The sequence below is a fragment of the Aurantiacibacter zhengii genome, from assembly GCF_003584125.1.
In the GTDB taxonomy this organism is placed as follows: Bacteria; Pseudomonadota; Alphaproteobacteria; order Sphingomonadales; family Sphingomonadaceae; genus Alteraurantiacibacter; species Alteraurantiacibacter zhengii.
In genome coordinates this window covers 616583-636371 of the sequence record NZ_QXFL01000002.1, presented here as the reverse complement: position 1 = coordinate 636371, position 19789 = coordinate 616583, and the positions used below count along the sequence as shown (strand labels likewise).

At 54.6% G+C, this 19789-nt stretch carries 18 protein-coding genes; 3 read left to right on the top strand and 15 right to left on the bottom strand.

What is annotated here, in order from left to right; translation table 11 throughout:
* Window position 1: 1 nt before the first annotated feature.
* From D2V07_RS06700 to D2V07_RS06660, 9 genes are all read right to left on the bottom strand, one after another.
* Entirely contained in the window at window positions 2-319 is a 318-nt protein-coding gene (locus D2V07_RS06700) for a 2Fe-2S iron-sulfur cluster-binding protein (protein WP_119586145.1), read from the bottom strand.
* 112 nt (window positions 320-431) lie between these two features.
* Window positions 432-1676 (bottom strand): cytochrome P450, encoded by a 1245-nt coding sequence (locus D2V07_RS06695; RefSeq protein WP_119585936.1) that lies wholly within the window; start codon window positions 1674-1676, stop codon window positions 432-434.
* 124 nt (window positions 1677-1800) lie between these two features.
* Window positions 1801-3516: an FAD-dependent oxidoreductase gene (locus D2V07_RS06690; RefSeq protein ID WP_158586780.1), complete on the bottom strand. Its 1716-nt coding sequence runs from the start codon at window positions 3514-3516 to the stop codon at window positions 1801-1803.
* Between the two features lie 19 nt (window positions 3517-3535).
* Window positions 3536-4303, bottom strand: coding sequence for an alpha/beta fold hydrolase (locus D2V07_RS06685; RefSeq protein ID WP_119585932.1), 768 nt, complete (start codon window positions 4301-4303; stop codon window positions 3536-3538).
* Window positions 4304-4338: 35 nt separating this feature from the next.
* Complete coding sequence (locus D2V07_RS06680; RefSeq protein WP_119585930.1) at window positions 4339-5109, bottom strand: enoyl-CoA hydratase/isomerase family protein; 771 nt, start codon at window positions 5107-5109, stop codon at window positions 4339-4341.
* Between the two features lie 54 nt (window positions 5110-5163).
* The gene (locus D2V07_RS06675) at window positions 5164-6717 is read right to left on the bottom strand and encodes an AMP-binding protein (RefSeq protein WP_119585928.1); all 1554 of its coding nucleotides are present in this window, start codon (window positions 6715-6717) and stop codon (window positions 5164-5166) included.
* Window positions 6718-6724: 7 nt separating this feature from the next.
* Window positions 6725-7483 (bottom strand): SDR family oxidoreductase, encoded by a 759-nt coding sequence (locus D2V07_RS06670; protein WP_158586779.1) that lies wholly within the window; start codon window positions 7481-7483, stop codon window positions 6725-6727.
* Between the two features lie 228 nt (window positions 7484-7711).
* Window positions 7712-8323 carry an IS5 family transposase gene (locus D2V07_RS06665; RefSeq protein ID WP_233548267.1) on the bottom strand — a complete coding sequence of 204 codons (612 nt, stop codon included), beginning with the start codon at window positions 8321-8323 and terminating at the stop codon, window positions 7712-7714.
* A gap of 305 nt (window positions 8324-8628) precedes the next feature.
* Entirely contained in the window at window positions 8629-9216 is a 588-nt protein-coding gene (locus D2V07_RS06660) for a MarR family winged helix-turn-helix transcriptional regulator (protein WP_119585924.1), read from the bottom strand.
* Between the two features lie 250 nt (window positions 9217-9466).
* Between D2V07_RS06660 and D2V07_RS06655 the strand changes: the two genes are divergently transcribed.
* Window positions 9467-10273, top strand: coding sequence for a helix-turn-helix transcriptional regulator (locus D2V07_RS06655; RefSeq protein ID WP_233548266.1), 807 nt, complete (start codon window positions 9467-9469; stop codon window positions 10271-10273).
* A 53-nt stretch (window positions 10274-10326) separates the two neighbouring features.
* Here D2V07_RS06655 and D2V07_RS06650 read toward each other — a convergent pair whose 3' ends face one another.
* On the bottom strand, window positions 10327-10854 hold the full coding sequence (locus D2V07_RS06650) for a cupin domain-containing protein (protein ID WP_119585920.1): 528 nt from the start codon (window positions 10852-10854) through the stop codon (window positions 10327-10329).
* A 149-nt stretch (window positions 10855-11003) separates the two neighbouring features.
* Here D2V07_RS06650 and D2V07_RS06645 point away from each other — a divergent pair, with 149 nt between their 5' ends.
* Window positions 11004-12275 (top strand): cytochrome P450, encoded by a 1272-nt coding sequence (locus tag D2V07_RS06645; RefSeq protein WP_119585918.1) that lies wholly within the window; start codon window positions 11004-11006, stop codon window positions 12273-12275.
* Between the two features lie 72 nt (window positions 12276-12347).
* Here the strand turns inward: D2V07_RS06645 and D2V07_RS06640 are convergent, their stop codons facing one another.
* The 5 genes from D2V07_RS06640 to D2V07_RS06620 form a co-directional block, all read right to left on the bottom strand.
* On the bottom strand, window positions 12348-13526 hold the full coding sequence (locus D2V07_RS06640; protein ID WP_119585916.1) for an alpha/beta hydrolase family protein: 1179 nt from the start codon (window positions 13524-13526) through the stop codon (window positions 12348-12350).
* A gap of 78 nt (window positions 13527-13604) precedes the next feature.
* Window positions 13605-14231, bottom strand: a complete 627-nt coding sequence (gene leuD, locus D2V07_RS06635; protein WP_119585914.1) for a 3-isopropylmalate dehydratase small subunit — start codon at window positions 14229-14231, stop codon at window positions 13605-13607.
* A complete protein-coding gene (gene leuC, locus D2V07_RS06630; RefSeq protein WP_119585912.1) occupies window positions 14231-15637 on the bottom strand; it encodes a 3-isopropylmalate dehydratase large subunit in 1407 nt (468 codons plus the stop codon). The genes leuD and leuC overlap by 1 nt, the downstream gene beginning before the upstream one ends.
* Entirely contained in the window at window positions 15634-16560 is a 927-nt protein-coding gene (locus D2V07_RS06625) for a hydroxymethylglutaryl-CoA lyase (protein ID WP_119585910.1), read from the bottom strand. Before D2V07_RS06625 ends, leuC begins: the two co-directional genes overlap by 4 nt.
* A complete protein-coding gene (locus D2V07_RS06620) occupies window positions 16557-17777 on the bottom strand; it encodes a CaiB/BaiF CoA transferase family protein (protein ID WP_119585908.1) in 1221 nt (406 codons plus the stop codon). Before D2V07_RS06620 ends, D2V07_RS06625 begins: the two co-directional genes overlap by 4 nt.
* Before the next feature lie 245 nt (window positions 17778-18022).
* Between D2V07_RS06620 and D2V07_RS06615 the strand changes: the two genes are divergently transcribed.
* Complete coding sequence (locus D2V07_RS06615; RefSeq protein WP_119586143.1) at window positions 18023-19627, top strand: GMC family oxidoreductase; 1605 nt, start codon at window positions 18023-18025, stop codon at window positions 19625-19627.
* Window positions 19628-19789 lie beyond the last annotated feature (162 nt).

Below are 19789 nucleotides of genomic sequence, written 5' to 3'. Positions count from 1 at the left end.
ATTATCCCTCGGCCGCAACCGCCACGCGAATTCCATTGAGTTCCGGGGTGACGGGGATCTGGCAGGAGAGACGAGACGTTGGCTGACGGTGGTCTGAGCTGTCCAGCAGGTCGTCTTCGTCATCAGACATAGATGGAAGATTGCTGGCAAAAGCTGGATCGACAACGACATGGCACGTCGCGCACGAACATTGCCCCCCGCATTGGGCGAGCAATTCGTCGATGCCGCCATCACGCAGGGCTTCCATAAGTGATGTACCTTCCTCACCCTGAACTGAAACATCCGCACCGTCGCGCGTCAAAACTTGAATCGTAATCATTCGCACACTCCTGTTGGCTCCCCGTAGGTGCCCTTAGAATGCGATCCCGGCTTGCCAGCTTAACTGCAAACCGAGATCGCACGACAATCAGCAAAGTTTGAGAAAGACGCCTTCAGACGTCCCACTCAAGCGGAACACATTTAACGGTTGCCACCATCCCGGAAGCGTATTCGGGCTTTGCATTGGAGCCGAGCCGAAATTCGGGGATACGCGCAATCCATTCCTTCAGGGTGATCGCGATTTCCATCCGCGCCAGATGCATACCGGCGCAGCGATGCGGCCCGTCTCCAAATGTATTGTGGAGCGGTCGGCGGCGATGGAAGTCCACAGTCCACGGATCATCATTAAGCGATTCATCCAGCCCACTATAGACTGTTGGCACTTGGATCATGTCGCCCTTTTTGAGAGTTACGCCTTCATATTCGGTATCACGAGCAACCATGCGAGCATCCGCCACAATCGGGAACCGCCGCAGCAATTCTTCGGCAGCACGTGGAATCATGCTGGGATCGTCACGAAGCTGCTTCACATGGTCCGGGTTGCGGCCAAGGAAGATCATCACGAAGCTGAGAAAGCTGACAACCGTGTCGAGGCCAGCAAGCAGCAAATTGGCGATGATGTTCAATGCTTCGCTATGGATCATCGGCTCGCCGTTGATTTCGCTATTGATGATCCTGGAAATCATATCATCGCCATCTTTACCTCGCCGCTCGTTCAGGATCGGATCAAGGTAGTCATAAAAACCCTTGATCGCTCTCTCGAGAGATACGGCCATTTCTGCTGGAGTGGTTCCTGCCGGACGCAGAATCTGCCCTGCAAATTCCATCAGGATCGGCGCATCGCTAAGCGGCAGATCGACCATCGCCATGAAAACTCGAACAGGGAATTGTTCGGCATATTCAGTGGTAAAGTCGCATTTCCCCTTCGCCGCGAAAGCCTCGATCAGGTCGATCGATGTCTGCCGCACTGAATCTTCAATATTACGCATCTGCCGAGGATCGAGGACGTTGTTGATGACCTTGCGATAGGCCTTGTGTTCTGGCGGATCGAGTCGCGTCGGAATGAAGTCATATTTCTCGCCAGCTTCTTTGGGCAGTACGATCACTTGGGAGCTGAAAGGATCGGGGTTTTGCAACACCTCTTGCACCGCTTGCGCGCGCGTTACGATCCAGTGACCGCCGTTGCGAGGTGTCCATATGATGCTAGGTATTTCGGGTTTTTGCAGCTTCATCATTGCTTCTTGATAGCCGTCTTCAACCTGGTCGAGTTTAAACAGGTCGATATCAAAGACCCTGTCCTGAGGTACGTTATCAGGAAGGGCGCCTTCCGGAGTGATAGCGGGGTTGACGGAATTCATGGCATTCTCCTGTAAGCACTATTATCTTGGAACTGACTGGTCGCAATTACGTCAGCATTCCGCCCAGATACAATACCTGCGGGCGAGCGAGCGTCCCCATTGTCAGGGACAATCGACTATTACCTCAGGTGCCGGCGCGACCGGATGCATGCAGGCCGGCGATGTATCCGCCCGTGATTGCAAGGCCGAGCGAAGTCCCTGGCCCAGGGTAATTTCCGCGAAAAATGGCATCGGCATCATTTCCGGCAGCATAGAGCCCTTCGATAGGCTCGCCGTAAGAATCTAGAACGCATGCGGAGAGATCTGTCTTTAATCCTCGGCTAGTCCCAAGATTGCCTGGATAGAGCTTTAAGGCAAAGAATGGTGATACTTGCAGAGGGGCGATGCACGGATTTGGGCGTACATCTGGATCTCCGACAGAACGGTTGTAGCTGCTCCTTCCTTTCCCAAAATCCTTATCTTCTCCCTTTTTGGCGTGGCTATTGTATCGCTCAATTGTATGTTTGAGCGCCACCGGATCGACGTTTATCCTCATAGCCAATTCCTCTATCGTATTCGCCATGAGAATATAACCATCGCGCAACAGGTGGCGACGGGGAAATGGCCAGGGACGAGCAAGGCCAAGGCCATAATGGTTCATGGCTTTTCGGTCACAGATCAGGTAGGCATGGGACATTGGGCCGCGCGTCGCTCCCAACATTGCGCGGACGAATTCGTGGTAGGAATCGGCCTCGTTCACGAAGCGCGTGCCAGCAGGACTTACGGCAATGACCCCCGGTTTCGCACGGTCTGTTACGAAATGCGGGAATGTAATTACAGTACCCTCTCTGGACTGCCAATGTGAGACAGGCACGCCATAGGCGGTTTCGCGATCCGTCGAAAAATCTTGCGTGCCCCCTGCTGCCAATCCCATTTTCAGGCCATCGCCGGTGTTCTCGGTAGCTCCCACAGCATGGCGCAAAGCTATATCGGGGAGCCATTTACTAAGCGTTTTTTGATCCATTGCAAAACCACCCGCAGCAAGCACTACGCCGCGCCGGGCACGGATGCGATATGCCTCGCCACCAATCAGCGCTGTCACACCGCAGATGACCCCTTCGGTTGTGTCCAGATCGACAACGTCAGCATCGGTGATAATAGAAACGTTTAGAGCCCGCGCTGATTTCAGCATTCGGCCAATCAGCGCCTGCCCCAGAACGAGCCTTGTATCCCGCCCATGCAAAAGGCGCTGAAACGCGAAACGAAGCACCAACTTGGCTGAATGCACGAAAGCAGAAGCAGAGCGAGACAATGCTCTTAACCGAGCGATATCTGTCCCTGACACGGCCATCCCGCCCAAAATCGTTGCTTCGAGGCCAGGTGGACGCAGTAAAGCAAGGTCACAACCCAAGGATCGGCCATCCAGTTCGACACTGTCAATCGCCCTGCTGGTATCGGTGGCATCGGCCAGTTCGGAGTAATAGTCTGGAGAAAACTCTCTGGCAGCAAACTTCAGTGCGGTATGCTCTTGAAGAAAGCGGATGGCTTTCGGGCCCTGATCGAGAAATTCCTCTATCGCGCGAGTGTCGCAATCGGGCCCGATCACTGATTGCAAATAGGCCAGAGCAGTCTGATCTTGTCGGGCATTCTGGGCGCTCTCTCCATTGGTGCTGCCCTTAACTTCACTTCCGGGAATCCAAACCCCGCCGCCGGAAATTGCACTTGTGCCACCGATCCATCGTGATTTTTCCAGCACAACAACTGTTGCCCCGTGCGATGCTGCAGTGATTGCTGCGGTTAAACCGGCCGCGCCAGAGCCAACGACAACAAGGTCGGCAGCTGGAGGAACCTGCTCCGTCATTTGCAGGCCCGCCTTAGTTTCAAACCGTGATGCCCGAAAATATCGCCCAGGTCTCGCTGGCAGCTTCGATAGGTGTCTGATGGCCTGCGCCGGAAATTGTGTGCACGTTAATGCCCGATGCTGAAAAATCAGCCGGCGGTGCCAGCGGATCATTTTCGCCAGTTGCAAGCACCACCGGACAACGAGGCAGCTTCAATATCTCCGGCACACCCATAGCAGCGCTGCCAAAGATGGCTTGATCGGCGGCTAATCGGAAGCCGCCATTGTATTCTTTAACGCCGATTTCACCCGATCTTTGCATTTGCGCAGCGTGCCCTAATAGGCCTGACATCTTGAAATAGCGCTCTATGGCTTCTTCGCGGGTCGCCATAACCCGCGAACTGCCCTTGGCAATTTCGTGCGCCATAGCGATTTCTTCGGGCGCCCAAGAAACCTTTACAGAAAGCGCCAATACACGGGCGATTTGCGGGCCGAACCAACCGCTTGCCAACATTGCGCCAAGCGCCCCACCAAGCGAATGGCCAATTATGCTGACGCTGCTGGCATTTTGCACTACGGCACCAAGGTCGGCTGCCATTGCGCCGTAGGAATAGGTATCAAAATGGCCGGATCGGCCATGACCGCGCAGGTCCGGCACAACAATCTTGCCAGCCCATTCGCGACGCGCGATTTTCACCACAGGATCCCAGGTCGCTCCATTGGTACCGAGACCATGGATTAGTAATAATATCTCGCTGCCTGAACCGTGTTCCTCGGTGAAAATAGTCTGCCGCGTTCTGGTGTTCATCCTTGTATCTCCCGCTCACGCCTTATTCGCAGCAACTACCGGCTCTTGCGCGTGTTCATAAATCTGCGCACGGCGATTAAGTGATCGGGGTGCTGCTGAGTGGTGCATTCATAAGTGATGTAACTGTCCATTGCTGATCGTACTGCCTGCTTGAGGGCAATATTCACAGACGCCTTGGTCATGGCGACAGAAAGGCGCGGCTTTTCAGCAATCAGCTGCGCAATCTCAAGCACGCGATCATCAAGCTGTTCAGGCCGGCAAACTTCATTGACGAGACCCCATCGCTCCGCCTTCACAGCCCCCATCAGCTCGCCGGTCAACAAATACTGCTTGGCTCTGGGATAGCCAGCCAATTGCGGCCAGATCACCGAAGCTCCGTCGCCGGTGGATAGACCGACATTAACGTGGGGGTCACCGATTTTGGCCTTGTTGCTGGCGATAATGATATCGCAAAATAGCGCCATGGTTGCTCCCCAGCCGACCGCATGACCGTTCATCTTGCAGATGATAGGCTTGCTGCACGAAAGAATCGCCATCACGGTTTCGGCGAACATTTCCAGTTCTAGCCGGAAAGTGTGTGCAGTAAATGTCTCCTCCAAAGCCAGATCGCCCCCAACTGAAAAGGCGCGACCGGCACCTGTAAGGATGCCGACCGATGCGGTATCGTCGCCATCCAGGTCCGCAATGGCTGCCAATAGCTCGCGCGACATTTTGGCTGTGAGCGCGTTGAGCTTCTCCTGCCGATCGTAAGTAATCGTTGTGATGGCACCGTCTTTTTTGACAGTGATTGCACCATCATTACTCATACTGGATTCTCCGGTTAAGTGTTGCTTGTCGCAATTGGCATGCTTGCGCGCTCATTAAGCCGGGCTGGTTGGTATTTCCTGATACATATTGCGCAATTCGGCCTTGAGTAATTTGCCGGTCGGATTGCGCGGCAGGGCATCGGTGAACTTGACCGATTTGGGACATTTGAAGCTCGCTAAATCTGCTTTGCAAAAGCTGATTACATCGCCTTCTGTAATGTGGGCACCACTATGCAAAACGATGATGGCTGTAACGGTTTCGCCCCAGCGATCACTTGGCACACCGATCACCGCCACCTCGGCCACCGCGGGGTGCGAGGTGATCAGGCTTTCGACTTCGGTGGGATAGATGTTCTCACCGCCGGAAATAATGACATCTTTCAGCCGGTCGGTAAGGAAGATATATCCATCTTCGTCAATGTGCCCGCCATCGCCGGTTTTCAGCCAGCCATCTGGGGTGATCGTTGCTGCGGTTAATTCAGGCAAGTTATAATATCCCGGCATGTTTTGTCCGGACCGCGTCCATAGCTCCCCAAACTCGTTGGGTCCGCAATCCTTTCCGGTCAATGGATCAACAACCTTAAGTTCTATGCCCGGATAGGCCTTACCGACAGAGCGTAACAGATAGGCCCGCGGACCTCCAGGATCATGGTCGCAAGCATCAAGTTGAGCAAAGCCGCCAGTTGTTTCAGCCAACCCGTAATTCTGGATGAATTCTGCATCAAAGACCTTCATCGACGCGACCAGATCATGTTCCGATATGGGGGAGCCAGTATAATTTACTTGCCGCATTGAGCCTGTGAAGCTTTCTGCGTCTGTCTGCGCACACAATTGTGCCAGCATTGCAGGGACGAACATGGCGACCGTAATGCCCCTGTCCGCAATCAGTTCAAGCACTGGCCGTGCTGAAAACTGCCGCAGACAAACAGAGAGGCAACCATTAATCATGCCGCAAAGCGCCCAGCCTGTTCCGCCGCTATGATAAAGCGGCATTATCAGCAAGCTTACGTCATCGCGAAGGATGCCATAATGCCTGCTAGTATCGCGAAGCAGATATTCCGCATTGGCAGCACTCCACAAAATGCCTTTCGGTTTTCCAGTCGTTCCGCTGGAGTAGAAATGTATCGCTATATCGCCGGGTTTAACGGGCAGCATCGGGTCGGCAGGGTCGCCCGTCCCGCACCACTCGGTGTAATCTGACCAGCGATCATGCTCGCCAATAGCGATCACTTGCAACTGCTCGGAAATGCTACCCTCTATGGATTCAATCGCTGGCCAGAACTCTTCCCCAGCGATCAGCAGTTTTGAGTTGGCGTCCAGCAGGGTTTCTTTGATTTCGGTCGGAGTGAGCCGCCAGTTTATGGGTACGGGGATCACATTGGCAAGCGCGCAGCCGAAAATGAACTCGAAATATTCGATGCAATTGCGATCGATAAAGGAAACGCGATCCTGCGGGTTTATCCCGGAGTTGGTGAGCGCGCTGGCAACCCGACGTGCAGCCAAGTACATGCCTGTCCAGTCAATATCCCTGTCCTCCGAACTGATCGCCAATCGGTCCGGATCCGTCCTAAAACGCTCGCGGACGATATTTGCAACTGTGTACTCCATCAACTCTTCACCCCAATTGGCCGATCGGTCGGATCATTATCTCGTTTAGTTGAACGTGGGCCGGAGCTTCGAGAACAAAAGTCACCGCACGTGCGACATCCTCGGGCGTCAGGCGTTCGAAAGGCAGCTTTTCGGTAGGATCCTTGTCGCTTCGCGCGAAGAGTTTGTGAAACTCGGTAGCGACCGTGCCCGGGGAAATGCTGGCGATCTTTGTCGGGCTAGAAAGCTTGACGCATTCCATCCGCAAAGCCTCCATAATTGCGCGCAATGCATGTTTGGTCGCAGAGTAGATGCCAAAGCCGCCGGGAGGAACCCTGTGAGCGGCCATAGATGAAACTGTTATGATTGCCGTGCCTGGTCGATGCTCCATCAATGCAATTGATTCACGGATACAAATTGCTGCGCCGGTAACGTTTACGGCAAGCGCAAGGCTTAACTCGGCGGTTTCAAAATCACCGATATCACTTTGATATCCCATACCGGCATTGTTGACGAGTATGTCCAGTTTACCAACTTTGCTGCGAATATCGGCAAACATCGCTTCCAATGCCGACGCATCTGCGATGTCACATGCCATGACATGAGCGTCTACGCCTTTGGTTCGGATCGTTTCGGCCACCGCTTCTAGCCGATCTATGCGGCGCCCGCTCACGATGACAGATAGGCCCAAATCGGCCAGCGCATAAGCAACAGCCTCACCAATGCCTGTCGTTGCACCAGTGACCAGCGCAACCTCGCCCTGCCGCTTGTTTGTGGAATGCGTCACTGGGACTCCTTGAAACCCGGAGAATACGTCCTGCATATAACCCATTGGGTAAATCGTCTGGAACAGATCACTGTCGGGTCTTTAAAAATGTCATTCGTCATCTTGGTGAACTGACATCAGGATTGTGACAAAGTCTGTCCCGCGACTTGGGGACATGGATGCAAAGAGACAGGACATGCTCCGAGCGACTGCTAGGGTTCAGACTCATCCATAGCCAGAATGCGACCGCTATGGCGAGCGCCACGCCGAGAGGAATTTGGCTGCGAGCTTATCGTAGCGAGTGGCGACGCGGCGGAAGTCCTTGAGGCGACAGAAGGCGTTTTCGACGAGATGACGCTCGCGGTGTCGCTGCTTGTGGTAGCGCACAGTGCGTTTGCGATTCCTGCGGCTGGGTATGACAGGTATGGCGCCTGCTTCGCGTAGCGAGCGGCGTAACCGATCAGCATCATAGCCCTTGTCGCCGAGCAGGTAGCGCATACGCCCGGCGTGTTCGAGAAGCGCGGGTGCTGCCGTCACGTCGCTGATGTTGCCGAGCATCAGCATCAGCGAGTAGGGGCGGCCGATGACGTCGGTGAGCGCGTGGACCTTGGTCGTCCAGCCTCCGCGCGAGCGGCCGATCGTCTGATCGCGGCGTCCCCTTTTCCGCCAAACGCCGAGCGCTGCGCCTTGATATAGGTGCTGTCGATAGCCGTGCTGCCATGTCACGGCACCGGCATCGATAAGCACATCGAGCAACTTCAACCAGAAGCCCCGCCGGCAGCAATTGAAAGGGTTGTAGATCTTCGTCGATGGTCCATTGTCGACCGGACAATCGCACCAGCGACAGCCGACCTTCAGCACGTGCAGAATGCCCGATATCACCCGCCGGTCATCGACCCGTCGCGCACCCGGTTAATTGCGTGGCAGATGCGGTTCGATCGCCGCCCACGCTTCGTCCGAAAGCCAGAACAACGCCGTCGCGTATCTCCCATGATCCGAAATGACTCTGAATCAGGAAAACCGCCGACGTTCAAGCTGCTGATTGGGTTTGGGCCCTTGAAAAGGCAAGCAGTTCAAAGCCAGGGCGCATCCCCGAAGTTGGTGAGATGATTGAAACAAACAGATTGTCTTGGATCATTCGCGCGGATTGCGGCAGCGGAAGGCAGTTATAATTGATCATCATTCAGAATTGGACGCCAATCGGTATTGTCGCTAAACAGCCTTGCGGAGCGATCGACCAAAAGGCCCATAATCCTGCGAAGTGTAACCGCATCGGCTTCCGATAGTTCGTCGATCAAACGGTTCTCACATGCATGGAGCAAAGGCATTACCTTATCGAAGATTTCCTGGCCTCTCCTGCTGAGCCTGAGAGCGACTCGTCGCCTGTCGGTATGGTCAATATCGCGTAGGACGAGCTTCTGGTTGGTCAGATGATCGATCGCACGACTTACGCTTACCTGGTCCATCGCTGTCAATTCAGCAAGCGCCTTTGCCGACAGCGGATGATTAGATCCCAAGATGGCAATTATCCGCCAGTCAGCAACTGTTATTCCGAACAATTCACCATACATTCCCTGCAGCATGTGACTGACACGGTTGGCGATTACGCTAAACGCATGAGGTAGAGAATGCTCCGGCGAGAATTGGTAGAGGCGCGGATGTGGATCGTGCTTCACAGGCCTTGTTGCAGCACCTTCTGATGTCACCATTTCTTTTCCGCGGGCGGAAATTTTCCCGCCATTTGACGCTTTCATTACATCCTCTCCGGATGGCTTTCTGGTTGCGATAGCTGTGCTTGGATAAAAGCTCGTGCCCCATCGCCGCCCAATACTTTCAATGGTTCTTTATCCTTGGGTTCTCTGCAACTTGCAAGGCTTAACTCGCCCACAGTCGGCGCCGCCGGAAAAATTTTTATTTGCAATAGTTTCATAATGAAAGTATATCTTCCATAAGGTCGAACGAACCGATCGGACGAACCGATCGGACGAACTGGGAGAGCGAGAGATGGCTTCGGCATTTGTTGAAATTACGGCGAACGAGACAGGCGAGAGTCATCGAGCGAAGTGCGCTCTACCAAGGCTAGTCGAAGTCATTGGCCGCCCTCAATTCGAGGACGCGCTTATGACGTTTCTAGCGCATGTTGCTAAGGCCGAGCAGTATGAGATCTTTCAAGAAGAAGGTTATGAGTTCCAAAAGATCGCAAACGGGATGCGGATTAACAGCTCCGTCAACAGACCAAGCGCAGGCGCTGCTGATGGATGCCTTGCGACGTACGATGTGCGGCGTGAGTTCCGACGGTTTGCATCTGAGGATGCGCTTGTAAAAGTGTTCACTTTACCCCGAGCTAATGAAAGCGGGGCCATTCCCATTTCGCCGCGACACTCGATCTTGGTTGTGGGTAAAGGGCAGGGCGCATTGTTTGGAATTAGGATGATTCGGTGCGGCTTGCACCACCAATCGGTTGATATCGATGTCGAGAATCTGACGGGCTTTGCGAATCTGCTTGTGTCCCTGGTTGCGCGGCACCACGGACTAATTTCCGCTCGGTTTGATGGTTTCAATGCTCTCGCTTCGCTTGCCAAAATCGAGGAGAATATTCACGCGATGCAACTCCTCTCACGCCGTGAGGCAGAAGTATGCGCGAGGATTCTGTTCGGCTTCTCATCGCGAGAAATTGCTGCGGATCTCGGCATCGGCAAGGAAAGCGTGATGACCTATCGCAAGCGCGCTTACCAGCATCTCGAAATCGCCAGTCAGCGTGAGCTAATGCTTTGGTATTTTGAGCAACCACCCAGTTTATGCGCGGCCTGACATTACTTACGGGGCATAAACAACACAGCTAGGGGCAGCCTTCGCTTCTGGGCCTAAGAGCTTGTCGATACCATCACGACAAACATGATGCAGGGCTTTTCGCCACGGTTGCTCCAACCGTGGCGGGTGCCCCTTTGAACCAACGTATCACCGGGGCTGAGTAGGGTCTCGTCATCGTCCAGCATGACGTAGATTTCGCCCGAGACGATGTGCACATAGTCGATCGTGGCAGTCGCGTGCGTCGTTACATTCTTTGCTACAGCGGGATCTTTAGTGCCAAACAATTGTGTGTCAGGAGGCCATTCGAGCATCTGCGCCACGGTGCCGCCTTCGGGCGGTCCAAATACCAGGGGTTTAGAGCACATTTCCGGGCCATCTGGCGCGAAGCCTAGCTCGACTCCTGTGCGCCACAAATCTGTGACCACGATGGATTCGGCGCCCTCAACCGACATTTGGAACGGACATTCACCATCGTCTATTGAAACCAAAGAGCGGCCAATCTTCTCGCCCGTGACGACTCGACGCCAACTTTGCGCGTTCGCTGGCACGGCATCAATCATATTTGGCTTAAATTCACTCATTCCTCAGCCTCATCTCAAGATTAGGAATCCTAATGGCGTCACAAAGCAGTTCGGCGGCGCAAAGGCTGTCCCTTTTGGGTGGGACCAGCTTTGACGTGGGATCAGTGTAGTCAGCAGGGCCTGAGCAGTAAATTCTTAAAGGAATTAAAATGCGTCTTTTGGCTTCAGAAAAAGCAGAATCAAGCAAGGCGAACGTCTCCGCACTGGCTAAGAGCTTCGATCCTTTCGCGCCCGGATTTCTCCGCGATCCTTATCCTTCTCTTGCAAAAATGCGAGAAAAAGAACCTGTATTTTACTCGCCAGAGATCGACAGTTGGGTAGTTACTCGATATCAAACTGTTCGCGCCGTGCTGCGCGATACGGCTCGTTTCTCGCCGCGAATTGTTTCCGACCCGCTGACGCCGTTAAGCCCTCGTGCGCGCGATATGATCGCCAATTCCGAATTCGACGTGCCAGGATTGCTGGTTAATAACGATACTCCAAGCCACCCGCATTGTCGCAAATTCTTTGGCGAACCACTTAAGCCCAATCGGCTCAAAAGCCTACAACCTTTTGTTGAGGCGACAGTATCCGCTCAGATTGACAAGATGGTCGAGCAAGGGCCGCCTGCCGACCTTGCGACGGGGCTTACCTGGGAAGTGCCGGCGCTTGTCCTTTTTCGTCTGTTGGGCATTCCTGATGAGGATGTGCCGCAGGTGAAGGAATATGCCGATAGCCGTGTGGTGCTGCTTTGGGGACGACCTACCGAGGAGGATCAAATCCGCCTAACGAAAGGTGCGCTCGAATTCTTCCGTTATACTAAGCGCTTGGTTAATTCGCGTATCGATAACCCTGCGGACGATTATCCTAGCGCGGTCCTAGCTCAGCGCGATGGTGACGATTCAGTTGCGACGATCCGTGACATCATTGCGGTTACCTTCAATTTGCTGTTTGCCGGGCATGAAACAACGTCCAGTGCATCGGCAAATATCCTGTCGAATATCCTTGCCGACCAGGAACTTTGGAAAGGAATCGTCAATGGAAGCGTCGAGATAGCCAAAGTGGTAGAAGAAGGGCTGCGCTTCGATCCCCCAGTTCAGGCATGGCGCCGCCTTGCGAAAGAAGATGTGGAACTGGATGGCGTGGCAATTCCCAAAGGTGGCCATGTTCTGCTGCATTTCGGCGCCGCCAATCGCGACCCCGAACGGTTTGACCAGCCCGAAATTTTCGATCCGGGCAGGACCAATGCCGGCCAGCACACCAGTTTTGGAATTGGCGCGCATTTTTGCCTTGGTGCGACGCTAGCACGCATTGAGATCGAAACGATGATTCGGCAATTAGCGCGCCGGCTGCCAGACCTTCGCTTGGTTCCCGATCAGGTGCCGGATTATCTGCCTAACACATCATTTCGCGGACTGCGCAACCTTCAGGTGCATTGGTAAAAGGAAAGGAGCAGCGTGGGCTCCTGAATTACAACCGCCTTGGGCTCTTTCAGAATCTGGTGTTTTGCGCGATTAGTCCGCGATCAGCTTGCGCTCAACCAGCCATTTTTGTGTCAGATCAGTTACCTTGCGCAAGTGACCTGGCTGACCGGCATAGTAATGCGTTGCGCCTTTCATGACGTGAAAGCTCTTATCGCTGCTGGTTGCTGCATCAAAAATTCTGCGCGCATGCGGCTGCGGCACGGCGTCATCCGCGGTGTTCTCAATAGCCAATAACGGGACACTGATCTGCGCGGCGCATTTTACGCCGTCGGCATTGCTGTCATCGATCGACCACTGCGAAAGCCACGCGCGCAAGGTGGAAAAACGGGCGAGGCCAACGGGGCCAGAATTCACCGTCTCAGGATTGCCGAGATAGCACCAGCCGATTCTACGATCGTTTGGATCAAGCGTTGGGTCGAGAAATCTTGGATCGGCCAATGTGCGGTGCGTGATAAAGCCGCGTTCCATTTCCGGGCTGTCTTTGGCACGCAACATTGCCAGTGTGTCTTTGACTGTTGCCGTAATCTTTCGGATTCGCGCCAATTGTGCGCGGCGATATTTTTCAATGAAGGCCGTGCCGTAAGGGGGCTGATTGGGGTTCTCCGGGTTGTAAATGTCCAGCTCTAGGTCGCGGTCATCCGGATTGAGCTCATCGCGAACGGACGGATCGATGATGTCGAGTAACAATTGCGCGCGAGAGATATGAGCGGCTTGAAATACTATAGCATCAGCGGGAATCAAATCACCACCAAGAATGTTAACCAGGTCGCCGGCAGGGGTGTGGGTGATGGTCGGATTTTCGGCCTGTGCTTGGTAAAATAATGAAAGGGAGCCACCACCTGACCAACCGACCAGGACGACCTTTTCGTAACCAAGTTCTTGCCTTGCGTGCCTAATATAGGCGCCTAGATCAAGAAGCACATTCTCAAGAATTGCTGCGGTATCGTTGCGAGCGTAACGGCTACCCGCGCAAAGTACATGTGCGCCAGCTCGTGCCGCTTCCCGCGGAACGGGGAGCAATTGGAGCGTTGATGCAGGATGCATGAAGATCAGCAATGTAGAAGAGGGACGGTTCCGAGGACGGATCAACACTCCTTCAAGGTTTATCATCCCCTGATTGCCCGAAAAGCCATATGTCTCAACGAACTTCGTGGATTCTCGATAGGCGATATGCAGCCATTGAAATGAGAGGTCTGGATCTGAATCCATTATGCGGCTCCTAAGGCTGCTAGGCTGCTGCCAAGCTCTGCGTGTGGTGAGAGGTCCTGTGTCAGTGCAGGCACCATTTTATCGTATGGCGATATCTGCGGGTATCGTGGGAGAAATGACCTTAGCTTCGCGTTCCCACTCAAGAATGTCTGCCTTGAATTGCAGGCTGCTGCTAATTTCATCGATCCCATTCAGTAGTGCCGTCTTACGGTCCGGCTCGATGTCGAAATGGACGATGGTACCGTTGCTGCGAGAAATTGTCTGAGTGGGTAAATCTATCGCCATCTGGCAGGTCGCCGGATTACCAGCCTCTGACAGAAGAATTTCAATGACGCTTTGGTCCAGCGTAATTGGAAGCATGAAGTTCTTAAAACAATTATTGTAGAATATATCGGCAAAACTAGGGGCGATAATGCAGGCTATGCCAAACTCGCTAAGTGCCCATGGTGCGTGTTCCCGGCTGGAGCCGCAGCCAAAATTCTCACCTGCAATCAATATGCCGGCTTTGCGCCATGGCGACCGATTGAGAATGAAGTCCGGTTTTTCCTCACCCTTCGCATCATAGCGCATGGTTGAGAACAGTTTCGAACCCAGCCCTGTGCGCGAAATGGTTTTCAGATGTTCGGCAGCTAGTATTTTGTCCGTATCGACATTGGCTTGTGCGAGCGGGGCTGCAACGGCTTTTATTCTTTCAAAGCCAACCATCAGCTCAACTTTCTGACATCGGTGATTGTGCCAGTAACGGCGGCAGCGGCAGCCATGGCCGGCGACATTAAATGAGTTCTACCGCCTGGGCCCTGCCGCCCTTCGAAATTGCGATTCGACGTGGATGCGCAGCGTTCGCCTGGACTGAGCTTGTCGGGGTTTCCGTCCAGGCACATCGAGCAACCAGCCTCGCGCCATTCAAATCCAGCGGAGCGGAAGATCTGGTCTAGCCCTTCCTCCTCCGCCTGCAGTTTGATTGCTCCTGATCCGGGTACAACCAGCGCACGGACGCCGGGTGCAACTTTGCGATTGGCGGCAATGGCCGCTGCGGCTCGCAGATCTTCGATCCGGCTGTTGGTACAGCTGCCTATAAATACGACATTAATGGGAAGGCCTTCCAGTGGTGTGCCGCTCTCAAGACCCATATAGGCCAGCATGTTGCGCGCTTGCGATGCATCAGCTGGGCTGGGCAGGGAGGAGGGGTCAGGAATTGTCCCAGCCACGCCTACTACCGCTTCGGGTGTTGTGCCCCAAGTCACCATTGGTGTGACCGAAGCCGCATCGAACTCGATCACCCTGTCATACATTGCACCCTCATCAGAGCATAGCTCACGCCAATTAGCGACTGCGTCATCGAAAGCTTTGCCGGAAGGGACCAGTGCGCGTCCCTCCAGATAGGCGAATGTCGTGTCGTCGGGGGCAATTAGCCCGGCGCGCGCGCCAGCTTCGATCGACATGTTGCAAACCGTCATGCGTCCGGCCATGTCCAACGATGTGATCGCATCACCAGCATATTCGATGACATGCCCAGTGGCTCCATCCGTGCCGATCTCGCCAATCAGCGCCAGAATTAAGTCTTTGGCTGTTGTGCCGGTGGGAAGTTCACCCGTTACACGAACAAGCATGTTCTTCGCTGGCTTTTGAATCAGCGTCTGGGTTGCGAGCACATGTTCGGCCTCCGAAGTACCAATGCCAAAAGCCAATGCCCCAAAAGCTCCATGTGTCGATGTGTGGCTGTCACCGCATACAATCGTAAGACCCGGTAAAGTCAGTCCGAGATCGGGACCGATAACGTGCACGATCCCTTGCGATTTATGCAGCAGCGGAACATAGGGGATGCCAAATTCAGCCACATTCTGTTCTAGTGCTTGAACCTGCAAGCGGCTGTTTTCGTCGGCAATTGGCAAGTGTCGTTCTTGGGTTGGCACGTTGTGATCAGCGACTGCAATTGTGGCGTGGGGGCGAAAGACATTCCGTCCGGCCTGACGCAATCCTTCGAAGGCCTGCGGGCTCGTGACTTCGTTAACCAGATGCCGGTCAATATACAGCAGGACATTGTCGCCGGTCAGCTGCGTGACCTTATGGGCATCCCATATCTTCTGAAATATCGTGCGCGGCGCATTCACGAGGTTGCATCCTCACATGGTTTTGCAGGATTAAGCGCATCGCGCACGCGCCCACCGGCAACGCCGCCCGGAATTGATGCACCATCGCATGCAACAGGGACCAGTGCAGCAATGTCGATGCCGGTCGAAACATTCATCGCCTCAAACATCCAGACGACGTCTTCGGTAGAAACATTACCAGTTGCGCCCGGTGCGAATGGGCAGCCGCCAAGCCCGGCAAATGCTGCATCAATTGTGCGCACTCCGGCTTGCCAGGCGGCGAGCACATTGGCGAGGCCAAGACCATAAGTGTCGTGACCGTGATAGGCCCAGGACTTCACCTGGGGGTATCGCCTAATTGCTTGTGAAAGCAGAGCCCCCACACGATCAGGCGTGACGCGGCCGGTTGTGTCGCAAGGGCAGATTTCGGCGTCAGGCTTTATGTCGATCAGGGCATCAAGCAGAGCGAAAGTTGTGTCAGGTTCCATGGCGCCGTCGTAGGGGCAGTCAAATGCTGTGGCGACGTTTAGCCGCAACGCGGTTCCTTGTGGAAGCAGATCGACGATGCGGGCATATTCCTCAACCGATTCAAAGGGTGCCCGGCGGACATTGCTGCGATTGTGTTTTTCGGAAGCGGACAAAACGAAGGCGAGATGTTTGGAACCAGCGGCAAGCGCGCGTTCTGCATGGCGAAGGTTTGGTACCAGCACCTGAGCGTCCATGCCTGGCAGAGCCTCGGCTGCTGCCATAACTTCTGCCGCATCGGCAAGTTGCGGAACAGCTGTTTCGCTGACGAAGGCGGTGGCTTCGACTCGCCTGATTCCACAGTCATACAGACGCTGGATGAAGTCAATTTTACGCGCAGTGGGGATCTGCTGCGCGATTGACTGAAACCCATCACGCGGCCCTACTTCGACAATGGTGGCGGCCTGGCTGGTTGTCATCGGATTACTCCCTGACCTTTGAGGGTATCGATTTCGGTGGGGGAATATCCCGCGTCGCTAAGGATTTCGGCACTGTGTTGTCCGATATCAGGCCCCGCCCAGCGGATCGTTCCGGGGCTTTCAGGGATGTGGGGAACAATGCCGGTGTGGAGCACTTCGCCAAGGTTAGGATCTTGGACCTCTCGCACCATTTTGCGGAAGCGGTATTGTTCGTCCTGTGCCGCATCCGCAGCAGTGTAGGTTTTCGACGCTGGAATATCTGATGTGTCCAGCATGGCCTGCAGCTCTCGTGCGTCAAAATTGCTGGACCAGTCTGAGATGATTTGATCGAGGACGGCTGCGTTCTCAACGCGGGCGCGGTTGCCGTTAAAGCGCGGGTCTTCGATGAGTTCTGGCTTGCCTAGCAATTGTGCTAGTCGTTTAAACAGTGGTTCTGAATTTGCGGCGATAAGTACAAAATTCCCGTCGGCGGTGGGATAGGCATTGGAAGGTGCCGCAGTGGCTATTCCGCCCCCTGTTGGCTGCTTGATCTTACCCAGCTTGCCATATTCAGGAAGCATAGCCTCCATCATCGAGAACACGCTTTCGGTCAGCGCAACGTCCAGGCTGCGGGATTTTCCATCACCATCCGCGCGGTCGCGCTGCCAAAGAGCGGCCATGATGCCAAAGGCGGCATAGAGTCCGGCAATGGAATCGCCGATACTAACGCCCACCCGCACTGGGGGCAGATCAAATGTCCCTGGTGGGTGGTTGGTAAGGTAACGCAAACCGCCAACCGCCTCGCCAATAACGCCAAATGCGGCACGATCGCGCCAAGGGCCGGTTTGCCCATATCCCGATACATGCGCGATAATCAGATCCTTGCGGGTGCCGCGCAAAACCTCGTCGCTTAGGCCCATTTTCTCCAGCTGGCCGGGGCGGAAGTTTTCGACCACCACGTCGCAATCGGCCACTAGGCGTAATACAATCTCTTGTGCCTGGGGCGCCTTCAGGTTCAACGCGAGGCTGCGCTTGTTGCGGCCATGAATAGACCACCACAAAGACCGGCCTTCTACTTGCTCGCCCCACTGGCGAACAGGGTCGCCGGAGTGGGGCTCGATCTTTATGACATCAGCCCCCAAATCACCAAGCAACCGTGTGCAAAACGGAGCAGCGACAAAATGGCCGATTTCAAGAACGCGCAAGCCGTTCAAAGTCGCGCTGTTTTCCTGGATCATGACTGACAACAATTCCGAATTAAGCAGCCCAACCGGGACTCCGGATGATTGCCCACAGGCTATCTGAAATGCCTATTTGACGAAGTCCCCTGTGCCGGGGACATATCCGCTGCGTAGATTTCGCGAAGATGCCGGAATGTGCCTGTCGTCAATCCGTGACAGCTTGCATGAGTACCAATGCATTCTTCGTGGGGCGATGCTCTTGCAATGATAAGAATGCCCAAAAAACTGAGAGGCGCTTGATCGTGACTGACTATATAATCGTGGGGGCGGGGTCCGCCGGGTGCATTCTTGCCAATCGGCTCAGCGCCGATCCGACTGTTCGTGTCACCTTGCTGGAGGCAGGGGGTAAGGACAGCAACGTCCTTTACAGGATGCCGGCTGGTTTTTTCGGGATCATGAAAGCGGGGATCGGCAACTGGAACTATGAAACAGTCCCTCAGCCTGGATTGAATGGCCGGACAATGTACTTTCCCCGAGGCAAGGTTCTGGGTGGTTCGAGCACGATCAACGGGCTTGTATTCCTTCGCGGAAATCAGGGAGATTACGACGGATGGGCGCAGTCTGGCGCGACCGGATGGTCCTACGACGATTGCCTGCCCTATTTCCGCAAGCTGGAAAGCCATTCACAAGGCGATACGCAATATCATGGCAGCTCAGGCCCCATCCGAGTGACGACCGCAGCCCCGGTGGAGGAAATGTCCCCGGTAGGGCAGGCTTGGTTCAAGGCTGCTGAGAGCGCGGGCTATCCAGTGAGTGAGGATCTCAATGGTGCTTCGCAAGAGGGTATTGGCCGGCCGGATGCAAATTTTGCAGACGGTGTGAGGCAGAGCGCGTCTTCGACCTATTTGAAGGAAGCCCTTGAGCGCAGCAATCTGCAGGTGATTACCGGAGCCCATGCGACCCGCATCGTGATGGATGGCAAGCGTGCGACCGGCATTGAATATATGCAAAGAGGCCGCCGCGAAGTGATCAAGACCGAGGGCGAAATCATCCTCTCAGGCGGTGCCGTAAACTCACCGCAATTGCTCCAGCTTTCGGGTATTGGCGAACCTGAACTGCTTAGAAAGCATGGCATTTCCGTCGTAGCCGAGGCGCCGGGTGTAGGCGAAGGCCTGCAAGACCATGCCTGTTTCATGATCAAACAGCGTATGACGAAACCTTGGTCTGCATTACCGTTCACACAACCGTTCAAAGCCACATTGGCTTTGATGCAGTATGCGCTCTTCAAAACCGGGCCGACATTGTCTAACGGGCTTGAAGCTATGGCGTTTTTCAAGACTCGTGCGGAGCTGGAATATCCTGACATTCAGTTCCACTTTCTGAACCTGCTTTACGAGGATCATGGAAGAAAGGTCATCCAGGAACATGGTTTCATGGCGTCGGCGAATATTTCTCGCCCACGCAGTCGGGGCTCTGTAAAAATCGCATCTGCCGATCCGTTTGCCGATCCGCTGATTGATCCGAATTACTTTTCAGACCCTGAAGACCTGCGAACGGCGCGCGATGCGCTGAGAATTGCACGAGAACTTATTGCAACATCCGCATTCGACGAATTCCGTGGCACGGAATACGAGCCAGGTGAGAACGTCCAGTCGGACGAGGATCTGGATCAATATATCCGCAACACCTCAAACAGCATTTATCATGCGACCAGCACCTGCCGCATGGGGTCTGATCCCAAGGCGGTGGTTAACCCGCAATTGCAGGTCAATGGTGTTGAAGGGCTCCGGGTCGTGGATGCATCCGTGATGCCCGCGGTTGTCAGTTCAAACACCAATTCCACGGTGATGATGATCGCGGAAAAAGCGGCAGACATGATCCTGAACAAAGCTCTAAGTGCGGCTTAAGCGGCATAGGGTAGCCCGGCGGATTCCGGAGTATCCAGCCGGGCAGCCCCGGTCCGGCAGGCGCGCGATGGCCGGTGTCCCTGCAAGGCGGGACAGACATGCGGGGGCAATCGAGCCAGGGCTGATTTGAACTGCCAGTGCCTGTCTTGGAAGCACTCGAAT